The organism is Pseudomonas sp. CBZ-4, from assembly GCF_000346755.1.
GTDB lineage: Bacteria > Pseudomonadota > Gammaproteobacteria > Pseudomonadales > Pseudomonadaceae > Aquipseudomonas.
This window is the reverse complement of sequence record NZ_ANNV01000066.1, coordinates 1-17,993: the sequence shown is the minus strand read 5'-3', so window position 1 is coordinate 17,993 and position 17,993 is coordinate 1. Positions and strand designations below refer to the sequence as shown.

Genomic DNA, 17,993 nt, shown 5'->3' with positions numbered 1-17,993 from the left:
AAAAATTTAGGCGCCAAAGGGCGCGCGGTAAATTTCCCCGGCCAGCAAACGTTCTAGCTCTGATTAAGCCGTTTCCTAAGGTAGACAATGACGATCTCTCGACGTGGGTTCATCGCAGGCCTGGCCCTGACCGGCGCGGCCGTGCCGGCGGCCTTCTATGCCCATCGCGAGCTGACGCGTGAAGAAGAATTCCCCATTACACCGGGCGAAGCCACGGTGGACCTGGCCGACACCACCGGCCAGCACCTGGCGAACAGCCTGCGCGGGGTCTGGAGCCTGCGCCTGGAAGGTCGCGATGCCGGCCTCAAAGGCCTGCCGCTGCAAGGCCTGGAACTGCTGCTGGACATCGCCCCGCGTGGCCGTGGCCTGCGCGGTTACCTCGACACCGCCGCCAACCTGCGCGCGGCCGGGGAGCCGCGCTACCGCATCCTTGGCGACCTGCTTACGGGGGAGGGCGCCACGCTCTATTGGCGCCTGATCGACCGCGACGCCCCCGGCGGTGTGCCCGCCTATGAATTCAAGATGACCCTCGACGAAGTCTGGGGCGTGTTCGGCAACGCCGGCAGCGGCACCCTCAGCGGGCAGATCCTCAACCTTGATCGCCCGCTGGCCCTGACCGAGCGCGACCACCGTTTCGTCGCGCACAAACAACTGTTCCCCGAAGCCCGCGAGCGCATCGGCCTGAATCCAACCCTGCTGGCCTGGCTGATCTCCGCCGAACACCGCTTGTTCCACCAACTCTGGCACGCGACCCGTGACCAATGGCACAAGCTCTCCGAAGAAAAACGCGATGCTCTGCGCGGTATCGGTTGGCAACCCGGCCCGCGTGGCCAGGAGCGCGATGCACGGGGCAAACGCAAGGACCGCAACGGCTCGGGCATCGACTTCTTCTTTATGCACCGCCATATGCTCGGCACGGCGCGCTCGATGCAAGACCTGCCATCCTGGCCGCAATTTCCAGAGCCACAACCGGCGCTGGAGGGTGATCGCCTAGGCTTCGTTCGCTACTTCGATAACCACGACGGCTTCGCCTTGCCGCCCACCTGGTCGGCGCCCGAAGACGGTGACTACACCCAGTGGGTCAGCGACATCAAGGCGGCCGAGACCTACCACAGCAATTTCCAGGTGTGGGAATCCCAATACCGCGATCCCCGCTACCTGGCCAAATTGACCCTGGGCCAGCTCGGTTCCGAAATGGAACTGGGCTTGCACGACTGGCTGCACATGCGCTGGGCCTCGGTGCCGCGCGACCCCTCCAGCGGCGGCCCGGTGCCGTTCGCCCGCGACCCCGCAGACTTTGCCGCGCGCTGGTATGCGGCGGAAAACGACTTTCTCGGCGATCCGTTTTCGTCCCATGTGAACCCGGTGTTCTGGCATTTCCACGGCTGGATCGACGACCGTGTCGAAGACTGGTTCCGTGCCCACGAACGCTTCAATCCGGGCGAAGTCAGCCGCCTTGAGGTCAACGGCGTGGCGTGGTTTGCGCCGGGGCGCTGGGTGGAAGTCGGTGACCCGTGGCTAGGCCCGGATACCCATGGTTGCAGCACCACGCCAGGGTTGCAGATGGGGCGGTCGATGGAGATGGACCCGGAGACCATGAAACTGGCGTTGCGCATCACCTTTGGCACGGAGGATGACGTGCTGCAGGGGTTGTTCAAGCGGGTGCCGCAACGGCCCTGGTATGCGCGGCATTTGAAGGTGAAGCGGCCAGAGGCCTGATTGCGCTGCACCTAACTACAACTATTACGATGTCAATGAACCGCAGTGGGGCGTTAATGTGCCCACTGCGGTAGCGGTCGTGTATCGCCTTTTGAAAGGCGGGCGGTCGTTCTCTTCCCCTTCCTGTATTTGTAGGACTCACGCCTGCTGATGCTAGGAAATATCTGTCTATACCCAAATTTATTAATCGAGTTGTAGTTTGTTATCTGGGTGATAGCTCTTCTTCTGACAGATATTTCGTGGTTTGTTGTTTGTGAATAAATGAAAAGTTGAAATAAAGTTTATCTGGGTACTTTGTAGGATGGATCCTCAAAACTCTGGCGAAAGTTCCCGTGCGTGTTTCGGGGGCTGGTAAAAAATATCCGGGATACTCCATTCTTGCGGCGACAGACATCGGTACGGCAGGGGCAGACTATAAAGTCTCTCTTCGGCTGATTTATTAGTTCGCCATACGGCAAGGAAGGGGTTATGACGCTCGATAGTTTTCAAAATGAAGTGCCCAAGGCGCGGGTAAATATCAAGCTGGACTTACATACCGGCGGCGCCCAGAAGAAAGTTGAGTTGCCCTTGAAGTTGATGGTGATGGGCGACTACAGCAACGGCAAGGAACAACGCCCGCTGTCGGAGCGGGGCAAGATCAATATCAATAAGAACAACGTTGACAGCGTCCTCGGCGAATTCTCGCCAGGGCTCAAACTGGTGGTGGAAAACACCTTGCCGGATGAGGCCGCCGACACCGCCGTCGAGTTGAGCTTCCAGCGCCTGAAGGACTTCGAGCCGGAGCAGGTCGCGCGGCAGGTCCCGCAGCTGCGTGCACTGCTGGCGATGCGCAATCTGTTGCGCGATCTCAAATCCAACCTGTTGGATAACGTGACCTTTCGCCATGAGTTGGAACGCATCCTCAAGGACGATGCGCTCAGTGATGAACTTCGGGCTGAATTGGCTGCACTGGCGCCAAGCCGTTAATTCATTTCTATCGGTTTAAAGGGAGGTTTGACTATGTCGGTAGAACATTCTGGATCTCAATCCAACGGCAATGCTGCCGTGTCGGAAAACAGTGGCGGGGTCTACGCTGCGCTGTTCAGCAAGATCAACTTGAATCCCGTGATGGAGCTGGGCGGGCTTGAAGTGTTTCAAAATACCGAAGCGCTTTCCGAAGTGTCTGTTGATGAGCGGGTTACTGCGGCGGTTAATGTGTTTTTGCAATTGCTGAAACGGTCTTCACATAAAGTCGAGCGTTTGGACAAGGTGCTGTTGGATGAACATATCGCGGCGCTGGACCGGCAAATAAGCCGTCAACTCGATGCAATCATGCACCACCCGGACTTTCAACGCGTCGAATCGACCTGGCGTGGGGTGAAATCGCTGATCGACCAGACGGATTTCCGCCAGAACGTGCGCATCGAACTGTTGGATATCAGTAAAGAGCATCTGGTACAGGACTTTGAAGACGCGCCGGAAATTGCCCAGAGTGGCCTCTTCCTGCATACCTACACCCAGGAATACGACACGCCGGGCGGTGAACCCATCGCTGCCGCCATCTCCAACTACGAATTCGACCGCAGCCCCCAGGACATAGCTCTGCTGCGCAATATCTCCAAAGTGGCGGCCGCTGCCCATATGCCATTCGTGGGGGCCGTGGGGCCAGCGTTCTTTGGCAAGGCGTCCATGGAAGAAGTGGCCGCGATCAAGGATATCGGCAATTATTTTGACCGTGCCGAATACATCAAGTGGAAGTCGTTCCGGGACAGTGATGATGCGCGCTACATCGGCCTGACGATGCCGCGTGTGCTGGGGCGGCTGCCCTATGGTCCCGACACCGTTCCCGTGCGCAGTTTCAACTACATCGAAAGCGTCAAGGGGCCGGATCACCACAAGTACCTGTGGACCAACGCCTCCTTCGCGTTCGCCGCCAACATGGTCAAGAGCTTCATCGCCAATGGCTGGTGTGTGCAGATCCGGGGGCCGCAGTCCGGTGGTGCGGTCACCGAATTGCCCATTCACCTGTACGACCTGGGCACTGGCAACCAGGTGAAGATTCCGTCGGAGGTGATGATCCCGGAAACCCGCGAGTTCGAATTTGCCAACCTCGGGTTTATCCCCCTGTCCTACTACAAGAATCGCGATTATGCATGCTTCTTTTCTGCCAACTCCGCGCAGAAACCCGCCCTGTACGACACCGCCGATGCCACGGCAAACAGCCGCATCAACGCGCGGCTGCCGTACATCTTCTTGCTGTCGCGCATCGCCCACTACCTGAAGTTGATCCAGCGCGAAAACATCGGCACCACCAAAGACCGGCGCCTGCTGGAGCTGGAACTCAACAAATGGATTGGCGGGCTTGTCACCGAAATGACCGATCCCGGCGATGACCTGCAGGCCTCGCACCCGCTGCGCGAGGCGAAGGTGACGGTGGAGGACATTGACGACAACCCGGGCTTCTTCCGCGTCAAGTTGTACGCCGTGCCGCATTTCCAGGTGGAGGGCATGGACGTGAACCTCTCGCTGGTTTCGCAAATGCCCAAGGCCAAGGCCTGAGTCCATCGTAGGGAAACGATGCCATGAAGATTGATCGCCCACTATGGGCCAGCGGCGTATTGCTGTCGGCGCAGCAGTTCCAGCAACAGGCCCGATGGGAGGCCTGGGCCCACCAACAGCTCGCTCATCTGAGCCTGGTGCACCCGTGGGGTGTCCAGGCGGTCGGGTTTGATCTGGACGCCTTGCGCCTGGGCAAACTCAAGGCCAGCCAATTGTGTGTACGCCTGCCTGACGGTACGTGGGTCGATACCGACGCTGTGGACCGCCTGCCGCCTGCCTTGGAGTTGGCACCGTTGCCGGCCGATCAAGCGGTGCTCGTGCACGTGGCGTTGCCGCTGGAACAGGCCAATGGCAACAACTGCCTGTTTGACGGTGGCAACCCCGACCGGCCCACCCGCTATCGCCAGGACTGGCGCGAAGTCCAGGACCTCTACGCCGATGAGAAGCAATCCATCGGCGTGCTGGAGCACACCCTGAGCCTGCGCCTGCACAGTGATGACAACGCCGATTACGTCACCTGTCCCATTGCGCGCCTGGCCCGCGACGGGCAGGGCGCCTGGAGCCTTGACCCGGTCTATGTGCCGCCGCTGCTGAGTTTTGCGGCGCATCCAGGCTTGCTGCGCCAGCTGGACAACCTGTTGACGCAATTGGCCGCGAAACGGCAGCGGCTCATGGGCATGCGGCGTGAGAGCAACCAACGCATGGCCGACTTTGCCGTGGCCGACGTTTCGTTGTTCTGGCTGCTCAATGCGCTGAATACCTACCAGCCGGTACTGGCCGATCTGCGGGACTTTCCTGCCAGGCATCCCGAGCAGGTCTATGGGGAACTGATCAAACTCGCAGGCAGCCTGCTGACGTTTTCGTTGGAACACGATATCGACAAGGTGCCGGCCTACCATCACGACCAGCTGGAAGTGGTGTTCGCGCCCCTGATGAACACCATTTCGTTGTTGCTGGAAGCCAGCCTGCCGTCGCGGGTGGTTGCCCTGGAACTGGAGGTGCACGGCGCCAATCGTTGGCAGGTCAAATTGCATGACCCGCGCCTGCGCGAGCCTGACGGCGCGGATTTCTACTTGTCGGTACGCAGCCGCCTGCCGGCTGCGCAGTTGCAGGAGCAGTTCCCGCAGCTGTGCAAGGTGGGAACGCCGGACGAGGTCGATTACCTGATCAACGCGGCACTCGACGGTGTGCCCTTGCTGGCGCTCGCTCATGTGCCCGCGGCGATTCCCCTGCGGCTGGAAAACCAGTATTTCGCGCTCAATTTTGCGCATCCGAAAGGGCAGGCGGTATTGGCCGAAGGGGTGTGTGCGTTCTACGTCCCCAGCACATTGGTCGAGGTCAAACTCGAACTGTTTGCGGTGTTGCGCACATGAGCCGAGTCAATTCGAGCGGGCGCAGCGTATTGCCTGTGGACATCGATGAGCTGTTGCAGGACACCTATCTCCTGGTGGTCGAGTTGCGCCAGGGCGCTTTCTCCGAGGGTCAGCCGCCGCTGTGGCCGCTTTGTGTCGAGCAGGTCGAACGGGTACGGCAGCGGCTCGCAGCGGCGGGCATGGCCCCGCGCGCCATCGACTACATCTCCCACGCGCAGTGCGCGTTGCTGGACGAGACGGTGCTCACCTTTGCGAAAAAAGACGATCAGGCCGCGTGGGCAAAACCGCTCCAGGCCGAGTTCTTCAACCATCACCAGGCGGGCGAGTTCCTATACGAGGACATGCAGGCCGTATTAGGCGAACCCGCGCCTGATCGGCAGGTCCTGACGGTGTTCCAGCGTGTGCTGATGCTCGGGTTCCAGGGTCGCTACCGTGACCCGAACGACCCCGAACGCGAGCGCCTGTTGAACGCGCTCAATGCCCATGTCGCACCCTTGAGGCTCAGCCAGAGCCTGATTACCCAGGCGCGTGGCGGCGTGGTCTGGGGGCTAGGCTGGCTGCGATCGCCGTTGCTGCATGTGCTCGCTGCCGCCGTGATGTTGGCGGCGATGTGGTGGGGGTTGGATCAACTGTTGAGCGATACGGTGGTTTCGCTCTTGCCTGATCAAGCGTGAGGGCCAGATGAGCATCACTTCTCATCGAGTGCTCGTCCTGTGGGGTGGGGGATTGCTCCTGGCGCTGCTGGCCATCGTTCCACTCACCGTCTGGGTGCGCGCTACCGGGGTCTTGCTCGGGCTGAGTGGCATCGGCTTGGCCTGGGTCGCCGTGAACCGCAGGGCAGCCGCGTTGCGCGCATCCGTGCAGCTTGACGATGCGGCCGCCTTGCCGGCGGCGTCCTTCCGGCATCCGGTGCTGCTGGTCTGTGGCGATGGGCTCGATGCACTGTTTGGCCCGGCCTGCGCCGAGCGGCTGGAGCTGCGGGTGATTCCGTCGGGTTGTTATGTGCGCGTGCCAAGCCTGGAACAATTGCCGTCGATCAGCGACGCCATCCTCGCGTTGCGTCCCGGTTGGGGGGCTCAACTTTGCGTGATGTTTGTCGTCAACCCCAGTGCCCATGCTGACAGCGCGGCGTTGTTGGGGCGGGTGCGAACCTTTGGCTACCAGGCCGCCCTGGTGCGCAAGCGTGGGATCAAGCTGCCGCTCTTGCTGGTGAGTTACCTGCAAACCTCGCAAGGTGCTGACCCGTGGTTCAGCTGGGAGCAGGGTGAGGCCAAGGCTTTTGCCCGGGACAACAACCAGTGCGCCACGCTGGACGAGTGGCAGCAGCAAGTCGTTGATACGCCCTCCCGCGCCGCACGTCTGCATGCCTGCGTTCAACTGAACAGTGTCGCGCAGTGGCTGCACGATGGAGTGTTGCCCAGCCTCGTTCAGCACGACACGGATGCAGCCTTTGTGTGCGCGATCAAAATGGTCCCGGCGCTTGCCCATGGGGTGGAAGGGAACCTGTGGTGCCAATGGCTTGCGCAAAAGGTGGCGCTGGTCGACAGCCGGGTGAGCGATGCGAGTGCGGCTTTGCCCTTTCCCGATGCGTTGCTCAGCGCGTTCGAGCGCGGCCCCGCGTACACGTCACTGCAACGGGCAAGCGTCGTGGCGTTGTGGTTATGGGTGAGCGCCAGCGCCGTTGCCCTGGCCAGTTCGGCTTGGCAGAACACCCTTTTGCTGCGCCAGGTCAGCGATGACCTGCGCCGCTATACCTCGATCCCACCGCCGACACACCGTGAACAACGCGCGTTCCTGCTCCGTGAAGACGCTATCACCGCGCTGCGTCATGCGGCCCGGCGCCTGGACACTTACTACCGACAGGGCGAGCCCCTGGCCCTGGGGCTGGGCCTGTATCGCGGCGAGCATTTGCGCGCGCCTTTGCTGGCCGTGTTGGCCGCCCATGTCGAGCCGCCAATGACTGTCTTGCCTACGGGGCCGGCCCGTGCCGTGCGGTTGGACAGCCTTTCGCTGTTTGCCAGCGGCAGCGCCCGGCTCAAGCCGGGTTCGACCAAGGTCCTGATCAACGCGTTGGTCGACATCAAGGCGCAGCCCGGCCTTCTGATTGTGATCGCCGGGCACACCGATGCGACCGGCGACGCCGAGAAAAATCTCCGACTTTCCTACGCCCGCGCCGCTGCCGTCCATGGCTGGATGCAGCAAATGGGCGGGATCCCCGACAGCTGCTTTGCGGTGCAGGGGTTCGGCGCCAGCCAGCCGATTGCAAGCAACGACACTGACGCGGGGCGAGCAGCCAACCGCCGCGTCGATATCCGTCTGGTGCCTTCGGCGGGAGCGTGCTCGCACCCGGCCCAGGCACCCGACAGGCAACCCCCTGTCGCTTATCGCGACGTTTGAGTCCCAAGAAAAGGAGCTTCACATGGCAATTCCCGTTTACCTCTGGCTACAAGACGACGGCGGCGCCGACATCAAAGGTTCGGTGGATGTGCAAAAGCGCGAGGGCAGTATCGAAGTGATCGCCCAGGACCACAGCCTGTACATCCCGACGGACAACAACACCGGCAAGTTGACCGGGACGCGGGTGCACACCCCGTTCCTGTTCTGCAAGGAGATCGATGCTTCCAGCCCCTACCTCTACAAAGCCGTCACCACCGGGCAAACCCTCAAGAGTGCCGAGTTCAAGTGGTATCGCATCGACGATGCGGGGCAGGAGGTCGAGTACTTCATCACCAAGCTGGAGCAAGTCAAGGTGGTGAAGGTCGCGCCGAAAATGCATGACGTCAAAGACCCCGGCAAAGAGAAACACAACCACCTTGAACAGATCGAGTTGCGCTACGAGAAGGTCACCTGGACCTACAAGGACGGCAACATCATTCACTCCGATGCCTGGAGCGAACGCCAAAGCGCCTGATGACGGTGATGGGTTGAGCGTGCTTGCGCGGGCGCTCAACCGAACACATCGCGTTTCAAGACTGAAGGCACAACCAGCCCCTTGGTAAGGACGTATTTCGTATGGTTCATGACTCCACCCGCTTGCTGCGGCGACTCAATCCCTACTGTGCCCAGGCGTTGAGTGCGGCAGCCTCGTTGTGCCACGGCAGTGCGCACGCGCAGGTCACGATCGAGCACTGGCTGCTCAAGCTGCTGGGCCAGGGGGAGGGCGACCTGACGGTCATCGCGCGGCGTTACGAGTGGGATCTGGACGCGCTGTGGCATGGCTTGCTTGAACACCTCGACAGCCAGCCACGCAGCATGCGGGGCAAGCCGCGGCTGTCCGAGCCCTTACAACAACTGATCAGGAATGCCTGGCTGCGCGCCTCGCTCGACGACAACCAGGACAGCCTGCGCTCGGCACACCTGCTGGGGGCATTGATCGAGACGCCCAGCCTGTTGGCATGTGAAGCCGCATGGCCGTTGCTCAGTCTCAGCCAGGCGCAACTGCAGCGCTTGATGGTGCTGCTGGATCAAACCTCGGAGGAGCGTCCCGAGTTGAAGAGTGCCACTGAACCGGTAGCCATTGAGCCGATGCAACATACCGCCGGGCAGGCAACGCTCGACCGGTTCACCCAAGACCTCACCGCCAAGGCAGCACAAGGCAAGATCGACCCGGTGTTTGGCCGTGACGATGAAATCCGCCAGGTCATCGACATCCTCAGTCGGCGGCGGAAAAACAACCCGCTGCTGGTGGGCGAACCCGGCGTTGGCAAAACGGCCCTGGTGGAAGGCCTGGCCTTGAGCATCGCCCAGGGGCGTGTGCCTGACAGCCTCAAATCCGTTTGCGTACGCACCCTGGACCTGGGCTTGTTGCAAGCAGGCGCCGGTGTCAAAGGCGAGTTCGAACAGCGCCTGAAAAGCGTGATCGATGCCGTGCAACAGTCCGAAATCCCCGTGTTGTTGTTTATTGACGAGGCCCACACCCTGATCGGCGCTGGCAACCAGGCCGGTGGCACCGACGCGGCCAATCTGCTCAAGCCGGCCTTGGCCCGTGGGGAGTTGCGTACCATCGCCGCGACCACCTGGGGTGAATACAAACAGTACTTCGAGCGCGATGCGGCCCTTGAACGGCGCTTCCAAATGGTCAAGGTCGATGAGCCGGACGACACCAACGCCAGCCTGATGCTGCGCGGCCTGAAGGTGCGCTACGCCAGCCACCATGGCGTGCATATCCAGGACGCGGCAGTGCAGGCTGCGGTGAGCCTGTCGCGGCGCTACCTGACCGGGCGTCAACTGCCGGACAAGGCGGTGGACCTGCTGGATACCGCCAGCGCCCGGGTGCGCATGAGCCTGGACTGTGAGCCGCAAGCGCTTGTGCGTCTGCACGCCCGTTGCATGGCGTTGGCGTTGGAGCGCCAGGCACTGGAGCAAGACCAGGCCCTCAGTGGCGAGAGCGTCGAAGAACGCCTGACGTTGATTGACGCACAGTCCGCTGATTTGCAACGTGAGTACACCGCACTGGAACAGCAACACCGGCAAGAACTCGACCTGATCAAGCAACTGCTGGAAGCGCGCCAAGCGCAGCCGTTGCAGCGGGACACATGTGCGCAGTTGCAACAACAACTGCACAGTATTCAAGGCGCTCAGCCGTTGCTGTCACTGGATGTCGATGTGCGCAGCGTGGCGCACGTCGTTGCCGATTGGACCGGGGTTCCGCTGGGCAGCCTGCTCAAGGACGAACAAACCCACCTCTTGGCGCTGGAACAACAATTGGCGCAACGCGTGATCGGCCAGGCCCCAGCGCTCAACGCACTGGCACAACGGCTGCGCGCGGCCAAGACCGGGCTGACCCATGAGCACGCACCGCTGGGGGTGTTCCTGCTGGTGGGCACCAGCGGCGTGGGGAAAACCGAAACCGCCCTGGCCCTCGCCGACAGCCTGTTCGGCGGTGATAGATCCCTGATCACCCTCAACTTTTCCGAATATCAGGAAGCCCACACCGTCAGCCAACTCAAAGGCTCGCCGCCCGGTTACGTCGGCTACGGCAAGGGCGGTGTCCTGACCGAAGCCGTACGGCAGCGGCCCTACAGTGTCGTGCTGCTGGACGAAGTCGAAAAGGCCCACCGCGACGTGCTCAATCTGTTCTATCAAGTGTTTGATCGCGGCTTCATGCGCGATGGCGAAGGGCGCGAGATCGACTTTCGCAACACCGTCATCCTCATGACCTCCAACCTCGGCAGCGATTTGCTGCACAACTGCTTGCAGGCCCAGCCCGACGCCCCCGACAGCGTGCTGCACGAACAACTGCGGCCAATCCTGCGGGAGCACTTCCAGCCGGCGTTGCTCGCACGGTTCCAGACCTTGATCTATCGCCCGCTGCAAGCCGACGCACTCAAGCGCATCGTCGCGCTCAAGTTGGCCCAGGTGGCCAAGCGTCTGCGCCTGCACTACGACCTCGACTGCCGGCTGGGCGACTCACTCAACGACGCCCTGGTTGCCGCCTGCCTGCTGCCCGACACGGGAGCACGCAACATCGACAGCCTGCTCAACGAACAGATCCTGCCCGTACTCAGCCAGCAACTGCTGGAAAGGCGGGCGGCGCAACAGCGCTGCCAAAGCGTCAGCCTTGAGTACAGCGAAGAGGAGGGCATCAGCCTGAGCTTCACCGATGACGATCCTGAATCTCAAACCGCCATCATGGAGGCCTGAGGATGAGTGTTTTCTTCGATCACAGCCGGCACACAGTTTGGGTGAGCAAGGTTGCAGCGCAGCTTGACGTCCTGGCCTTCAAGGGTACCGAGCAGCTCAGCGAGCCTTTCAGCTACTGCGTGGAATTCACCAGCCCCGACCTCGACCTCGCCGCCGACTCCCTGCTGGGCAAAACAGCCAGCTTCAGCCTGCACGCTCCACCGCAAAAACTGCCGTTGCTGAGCATGACGCCACCCAAGATCAACCCCCTGCGTGTGCTGCACGGCGTCGTCACCGCCTTCGCCCGCCAGTCCGGCTCCAACGACCAGGCCACCTACATACTCACCCTGCAACCCCGTCTCGCTCTGCTCGCACGCGGCCGACAGTTGCGCATCTACCAACACCAATCCGTGCCCGAAATCGTCGAACACATCCTGCGCACCCGCCACGGTTTCGAAGGCCAGGACTTCCTCTTCAACCTCAAACGCGACTACCCCCGACGCGAACAGGTCATGCAATACGGCGAAAGCGACCTGGCCTTCATCAGCCGGCTGCTGGCCGACGTGGGCATCTGGTATCGCTTCACCAGCGACGAACGCCTGCGCATCGACGTCGTCGAGTTTTTCGATAGCCAGCGCGGTTACCAGTTCGACATTGAGCTGCCACATCGCCCGCAATCCGGGCTGGGCAGCAGCGGACAGGACGGCGTGTGGGCGTTGCAATCCAGCCACCAGGTGGTCGAGCAACACGTCAGCGTGCGCGCCTACCACCACCGTGACGCCAGCGCCCAGCTCAACGGCGAGGTCGACTACACAACCAGTACCTACGGCGATGCGTACCACTACGCCGAACCCTACACGGTCCTCGGCAATCGACTCGATCAAGACGAAGACCTGCAAAGCGAAAGCGGCTACTTCTACGCACGCCTGCGCCACGAGCAGTACCTGAACCAGCAGACGCTTTTGAGTGGCGTCAGCAGCAGCGCCACCCTCGCGCCGGGCCAGGCCCTCAAGATCAGCGGCGGCGCGCCCCAGGCCTTCAACCCGGGCGCGCTGATCACGTGCATGACCACCACAGCGGCCCGCGACAGCAGTTTCGAAGCCACATTCAAGGCCATCCCCTATTCGGAAACCCTCTGCTTTCGCCCAGCCCCACAAGCCAAACCGCAAATCGCCGGCACCGTCCCGGCCCGCATCACCAGCCCCCAGGCGAACGACCCCTACGCTCATATCGATATGGAAGGCCGCTACCGCGTGAGCTTCCTCTTCGACCGCGACACCTGGAAACCCGGCGAAGAAAGCCTCTGGCTGCGCCTGGCCCGTCCCTACGCCGGTGACACCCACGGCCTGCACCTGCCCCTGATCCCCGGCACCGAAGTGGCCATCGCCTTCGAACAAGGCGACCCGGACCGCCCCTACATCGCCCACGCCCTGCATGACAGCCAGCATGTGGACCACGTGACCTTGCGCAACTACAAACGCAATGTGCTGCGCACCCCGGCCAACAACAAGTTGCGCATGGACGACACGCAGGGGCAGGAGCACATCAAGTTGAGTACGGAGCACAGTGGCAAGAGCCAGTTGAACCTGGGGCATCTGGTGGATGCACGGAAGCAAAAACGCGGCGAAGGGTTTGAGCTGCGCACGGATGGCTGGGGGGCTATTCGGGGTGGGAAAGGATTGTTTATCAGTGCGGATGAGCAGGGCCAGGCCGAAGGGCAGCAACTCGATATGGCCGCTGCCATCGGGCAACTTGAAAGCGCGTTGTCCCTGGCTCGCTCCATGGCCCAGGCAGCCAGCAGCGCTCAAGTGGCCCCCGGTGACATCGACAGCCAACAAGGCTTGCACGAGCGACTCAAAGGTCTGGCGCAACCCTGTGTTTTGCTTCATGCGCCAGAGGGGATTGGCATGCTCAGCCCCAAGGCCGTCTGCCTGTCATCGGGTGCGGAAAGCATCGGCATCATGGCGGCACACAACACCGACATCAGCGCCGGGCGCAACATCACCGCCGCAGCGGAGGGCGGTGTCAGCGTGCTTGCACAACAGGCCGACCTGCAACTGAAGGCGGATCAAGGCAAAGTCCAATTGCATGCCCGAGGCAACAGCCTCCACGCGTTGGCCAAGACCGACATCAAGATCGAAAGCGTTGCAGGTCGCGTTGAGATCAGCGCCCCACAAGAGCTGCTGCTCAACTGCGGCGGCGCCTACATCCGCCTCAAGGGCGGCGATATCGAGCTGGGGGCACCGGGCAATATCTACCTGAAAGCCACCGCCGTACAGAAGCTAGGTGGCACTCGTCTCGATACACCCGCATCACCGTTACCAACGGGTTATGCCGGTGGCTACACGCTGAAAGATGCGACAGAGGCGGTCATGCGCTTCAGCCGTTACCGGATTACCACGGCGCAAGGCGAGGTGTTCAGTGGGGTGACGGATAAAGACGGCAAGACGATGAGTGTTCATACGCTTTTGCCGGGGGCGCTGAGCATTGAATTTCCAGGCTCAGCAACCTTTGACGAACAACTGCGCTTGATCGGTCCGAGCGGTGAGCCAGCCAGCGAACTGAAGTATTTGGCGACGCTCGCAGATGGTCTGACGTTCGAGGGGGTTACGGACGCTCAAGGTTATACGCAGCGCATCGAGACCAAGACACCGACGCCGATTACCCAGGTCGCGCTATACCCGCCGGAGACTGCCGGGGTTTTCTGTTGCGCGGCGTTAACCGATCAAGCGCCGGTTGTTATTGACCTGGCATCCAGCAGTGTCTCCACAAATGACATTGACGTGGGACGTTCAACCAAAGAGGTGTCATTGCCTAAAGGCAAAAAACGTTCTTTGACGCCAGGAGAGATTGCAATGGCCGGCACCCTGTTCAGGGATGCCATCGATTACACCAAGGTCAAGGTGCATCACAGTGGTTGGTGGGTGTTCGCAGGCATACAAAATACAGCGGTAACGCCTAATGGTGAAATGTACTACCCCGTAGGTACCGGGTATTACAGGGATGACTTCTCCACGACGGCCAGTGATAAAGACAAAGCATTGTTCATGCATGAAATGACCCATGTGTGGCAATACCAGCTGGGTTATTCAGTCAAGTTAATGGGCCTGTTTGTTACCAGCCGCGGAGCGCCGGCTTATCGTTATACCTTGACTGAAACAAGTGCGCTTTGCGACTACAACATGGAACAACAAGGCGAAATCATCTCCGACTACTACGTGATCTGTGTGTTGGGTAATCCCAGTGCTGTGTGGAGCGCTTCCAATAGCAGCAAGAGTCCGGTGCTCCTGGCTGCAACGCTTGAGTCGTTTTTGAGAAATCCTGCGGATAAAAAGCATCTTCCAAGGTGAAAGGGGGTTGTATGAAGCGTGTGACGGTTTTGATGTTTGTTATTTACTGGATGGTTTCCTCTTTTACCTATGCAACTTCATTTGGGCGCAGGGAGGTTGGCAATATTGTTTCGATCAATGATGGGCCGGCAATTTGTCTGCCTGACAATGCGCGTGAAGGGTTTGCAGTGGGTGGGTTTTCGTTGACCGAAAGTTATAGGCGAAACCCGCCTTCCTGGGGGGCATCACTTTTGCCGGCGGGCGAGCCACTGAAACTAATGCCCGGCGCCTGTTTAGTGTTTGGTCACTTGCCTGAGGGCTACAAGTTAAATGACTTTAAAACTAACGAAGTGCTTCAGGTGCTTGTGGTCAATCGAACTTATGTCTTTACGTTGAGTAGCGCAGACCATCCGACAGATAGCTATGAAGCCATTTTTTGTGTCGTGCAGACGGCGACGGGCACGCTGGAGTTTCTTCAGTACAGGCGCTTGGCGGATGGTAGCCAGGTCGTTCCTTCATGCGGTGGCAAACGTAACGCTTATGGATCGAGTCGGGCTCACAGGAGAGGTCTTGAACAATGAACGACTCCCTGCATTACACGGATACGCTCAATCCCTTTAAGGACGTTATTGGCGGCAAGCAGATACAGCATTGGGTCGAGTTCCAGTTGCTGGATGAACGAGGTCAACCTTTGGCGAATCTGCCCTATCGTGCGTCGAACGAGGCTTCGCGTGGCGGCTATGTGCCTGCGTTCGTGGGATACAGCGATGCCGAGGGCGTGATTCGTCTGGAGGGGCTGCACCCACTGGCCATTACGTTGCGGATGGAGGCAGACCCGTTGGCGGAGCAACTGCAAACCCGACGTTTGCGTGCTGTACGTGCGGAGCCGCCCCGACCGGGAATCGGGGATTGTACGCCGATGTACGGGCCGCAGCGCGCGGGGTTTTCGCCGATTGAGGAGGAGGCGCTTGCGCAAGGTCACGCTTATCACTATGTGCGGATTGGGCAATTAAGCGACGACTTGCCGACGCTTGACCCACCGGCGGCGGACCCGAAGCTTTCCCCGGAATTTCATTTTCCAGACCCGGAGTTTGGTGGCTTTACTGTAGGTGACGATCAGTTGGATCGTCGGCATGTGCTGGAAGTCTGCCCGTTTCGTGCTTGGTCGCTGGTTTTGCATCATCAGGAGGAGTACAGCCTGGTGAATGCTTACAACCTGGGGTTGATGAGTATTTTGGCGTATAGCAATCGGGGTGAAGAAGATCTGGGTTCCGTGAAGGAGCTTTTCGAACGTCAATGTCTGGATTTATCGCGTACGCTGCGTGTTTGGGATAGTGGTCAGGCGTGGCCTTGCGTTGTGGTGGATGTGCCGTTCAGTGATCGCTATTTAGAAGTCGAAGCTCTGGACACTGCTAAAGCTGATCCGCCGGAAGGGCATACCCAACTTTTTTACGCTATCAGTGCATCTCAAGTGTTGGTTGCTTGGCGCGGTACTGAAATGGAGGGGCTTGCTGATCTAATTACTGATGCTACTTTTCGTCCTGTGAAGCCGGAGATTGCGGCGCTATGCGAGCCTAAGGTCCCTTGTGCAGATCTAACTTCGCTAGGCCGTGTTCATCTAGGTTTTCGTGATGCATTTGAGGTTGCGAGAAGGATTTTTGCCAAGGGGCTTGGTGAAACGATTCCTGAAAAGGCGCTCGACAGAAAGCTCTTCATCTGCGGCCACAGCCTCGGCGGTGCTCTCGGCTTAATCCACGCCGCCTCGCTGCTGAAACACAACCCGCTGCTCTACACCTACGGCATGCCCCGCACCTTCACTCTTCTCGCCGTGCAATATTTGGGCGACCTTTGGCACTTCCGCCACGTCAACGATACCGATGCCATCCCGCGGGTCCCCCCCGAAGCCGATCTGGACAACGACCTGTATGACCGATACGGCCCACTTGGCAACGTACTCGGACTTCAACGATCACTACGCCAAGCGTTAATTGGCATGGTGTACAAGCACGAGGATGCGTTCAGCCATCACGGCAAGATCGCCATGTTCTTCAGGGCGGAACAACACCACTACCAAGAGATCGTGGCATACCCTGCCTATCGTAGGCCGGATGGCGCACCCATTCGCGGCACGATCACTGCTGCATTACCTGAAAAAGCCAAGCTTTATCTGGTCCCCAGTCTCAGTGAAACCGATGAGCAAGAAGCCGAGGAGGCCACGCGGCGTTTCAACGCTTCGCTGAGTCCTGAAAACCGTGCCCGGTACTTTCCGCACTACAGCAACACTCCTGTGGGCCGCGTGTTGCGGATTGGCGACCACTTCATGTCGCAGTACCAACCCTATATCCACAACCAACTGCTGGAGTCCATCAACCCCGCGCGTGAACCCTTGCTGGAACGCCAGATACAACGACGAAAATTCGAACAACAGATCAAGGATTACTACGGGCGTGTTCCTGAGGAAGAGTTGGCTCGCAATCGTGTGTTTCTCGACTTGCAACGCCTCGTAGATAAAGCCCTGCATGTCACCAAGCAAGCCGATGGAGGCAACGAAGCACTAGAGCGTTTTGATGCCATCGCCGATCCACGGGCCTATTACGAGAAAACCTATGGTTAAGCAAATCAATATGCTCAAGAACCCAACCAGCGCCCTTCGATTGGCCATAGTTTTGTGCGCACTTCTTTTCACTCTTGGTGGTTGCCGTCAGGACTACAGCCTGTCGCCGCCTGCCGACAGTGAAAAGATAACCGTGACAGTAAAGCTGCCTGAGGGACTGAAAAATAAAACAATCTGGGTCATGTATCGTTCGGCCACCTGTAAACACATCGGCACTGGAGCCAGCGGCCAGCGCACCGAGCGGGATGGCTATCACTCGGTTTATAAGGAGTTGGAACGTCAAGGACAGAGCGATCTCTACCAGGTAGAGCTACCAAAGGATGGGGGGGGCGCGTGCCGCTGGCACCTGGCGAATGTGACCTTTGGCGTGGAGTATGCCGACCTGACACGTTTTGGCGAGAACGTGATTTGGGGCGGCGGCGGCGGTGTCGTTGTGATGTTTGACCGCAATAACTCACCACGCGGTGGTGCGGATTTCAACGTTGATGGGGATCTCACAATCCGCAGGGACTATTATCCGTGGCTGAGTGAAGCCTTTATTGGCGGTTATAGAAAACATATCAGTCTTGCCGGGGAGGGCGATATATATCTGATGTATCGGGCATTACAAGCTCGCAATGTGTATTTCGAACCCGTGTTTCACTCCGACTTCCTAGTAAAGTCAGAGGGCGTAAAGGTTAAGAGCGATAGGAACTACATTACATTCACCTATCCCGACGGCAGTGTCGTATCCGATCGCCGATCACAACCCGATTTCTTAAAACTCCAAACCCTACGCACCGGCCGCGCCCGCGAGTG

The 17,993-nt window shown here is 59.8% G+C and carries 12 protein-coding genes; all 12 read left to right on the top strand.

Features of this window, described 5'->3' with window-relative positions:
* Positions 1–87 precede the first annotated feature (87 nt).
* Positions 88–1,719 (top strand): hypothetical protein, encoded by a 1,632-nt coding sequence (locus B348_RS0107870; RefSeq protein ID WP_017735586.1) that lies wholly within the window; start codon positions 88–90, stop codon positions 1,717–1,719.
* A 468-nt stretch (positions 1,720–2,187) separates the two neighbouring features.
* Positions 2,188–2,685 carry a type VI secretion system contractile sheath small subunit gene (gene tssB, locus B348_RS0107865; RefSeq protein ID WP_017735585.1) on the top strand — a complete coding sequence of 166 codons (498 nt, stop codon included), beginning with the start codon at positions 2,188–2,190 and terminating at the stop codon, positions 2,683–2,685.
* Positions 2,686–2,718: 33 nt separating this feature from the next.
* Positions 2,719–4,257: a type VI secretion system contractile sheath large subunit gene (gene tssC, locus B348_RS0107860; RefSeq protein WP_026136650.1), complete on the top strand. Its 1,539-nt coding sequence runs from the start codon at positions 2,719–2,721 to the stop codon at positions 4,255–4,257.
* Between the two features lie 23 nt (positions 4,258–4,280).
* On the top strand, positions 4,281–5,630 hold the full coding sequence (gene tssK / locus B348_RS0107855) for a type VI secretion system baseplate subunit TssK (RefSeq protein WP_017735583.1): 1,350 nt from the start codon (positions 4,281–4,283) through the stop codon (positions 5,628–5,630).
* Positions 5,627–6,304: a type VI secretion system protein TssL, short form gene (tssL, locus tag B348_RS0107850; protein WP_026136649.1), complete on the top strand. Its 678-nt coding sequence runs from the start codon at positions 5,627–5,629 to the stop codon at positions 6,302–6,304. The genes tssK and tssL overlap by 4 nt, the downstream gene beginning before the upstream one ends.
* 7 nt (positions 6,305–6,311) lie before the next feature.
* On the top strand, positions 6,312–8,027 hold the full coding sequence (locus tag B348_RS0107845; RefSeq protein ID WP_026136648.1) for an OmpA family protein: 1,716 nt from the start codon (positions 6,312–6,314) through the stop codon (positions 8,025–8,027).
* Positions 8,028–8,049: 22 nt separating this feature from the next.
* Positions 8,050–8,541: an Hcp family type VI secretion system effector gene (locus B348_RS0107840; protein WP_017735580.1), complete on the top strand. Its 492-nt coding sequence runs from the start codon at positions 8,050–8,052 to the stop codon at positions 8,539–8,541.
* A 101-nt stretch (positions 8,542–8,642) separates the two neighbouring features.
* Positions 8,643–11,273, top strand: coding sequence for a type VI secretion system ATPase TssH (gene tssH, locus B348_RS0107835; RefSeq protein WP_017735579.1), 2,631 nt, complete (start codon positions 8,643–8,645; stop codon positions 11,271–11,273).
* Positions 11,274–11,275: 2 nt separating this feature from the next.
* Positions 11,276–14,602, top strand: coding sequence for a type VI secretion system Vgr family protein (locus tag B348_RS0107830; RefSeq protein ID WP_017735578.1), 3,327 nt, complete (start codon positions 11,276–11,278; stop codon positions 14,600–14,602).
* Between the two features lie 11 nt (positions 14,603–14,613).
* Positions 14,614–15,162 carry a hypothetical protein gene (locus tag B348_RS1000000131515; RefSeq protein WP_157356484.1) on the top strand — a complete coding sequence of 183 codons (549 nt, stop codon included), beginning with the start codon at positions 14,614–14,616 and terminating at the stop codon, positions 15,160–15,162.
* The gene (locus B348_RS0107825) at positions 15,159–17,195 is read left to right on the top strand and encodes a lipase family protein (RefSeq protein ID WP_017735577.1); all 2,037 of its coding nucleotides are present in this window, start codon (positions 15,159–15,161) and stop codon (positions 17,193–17,195) included. Before B348_RS1000000131515 ends, B348_RS0107825 begins: the two co-directional genes overlap by 4 nt.
* Positions 17,188–17,993, top strand: an 806-nt coding sequence (locus tag B348_RS0107820) for a hypothetical protein (RefSeq protein WP_017735576.1), incomplete at its 3' end; no start/stop codon positions are given. The genes B348_RS0107825 and B348_RS0107820, both read left to right, overlap by 8 nt.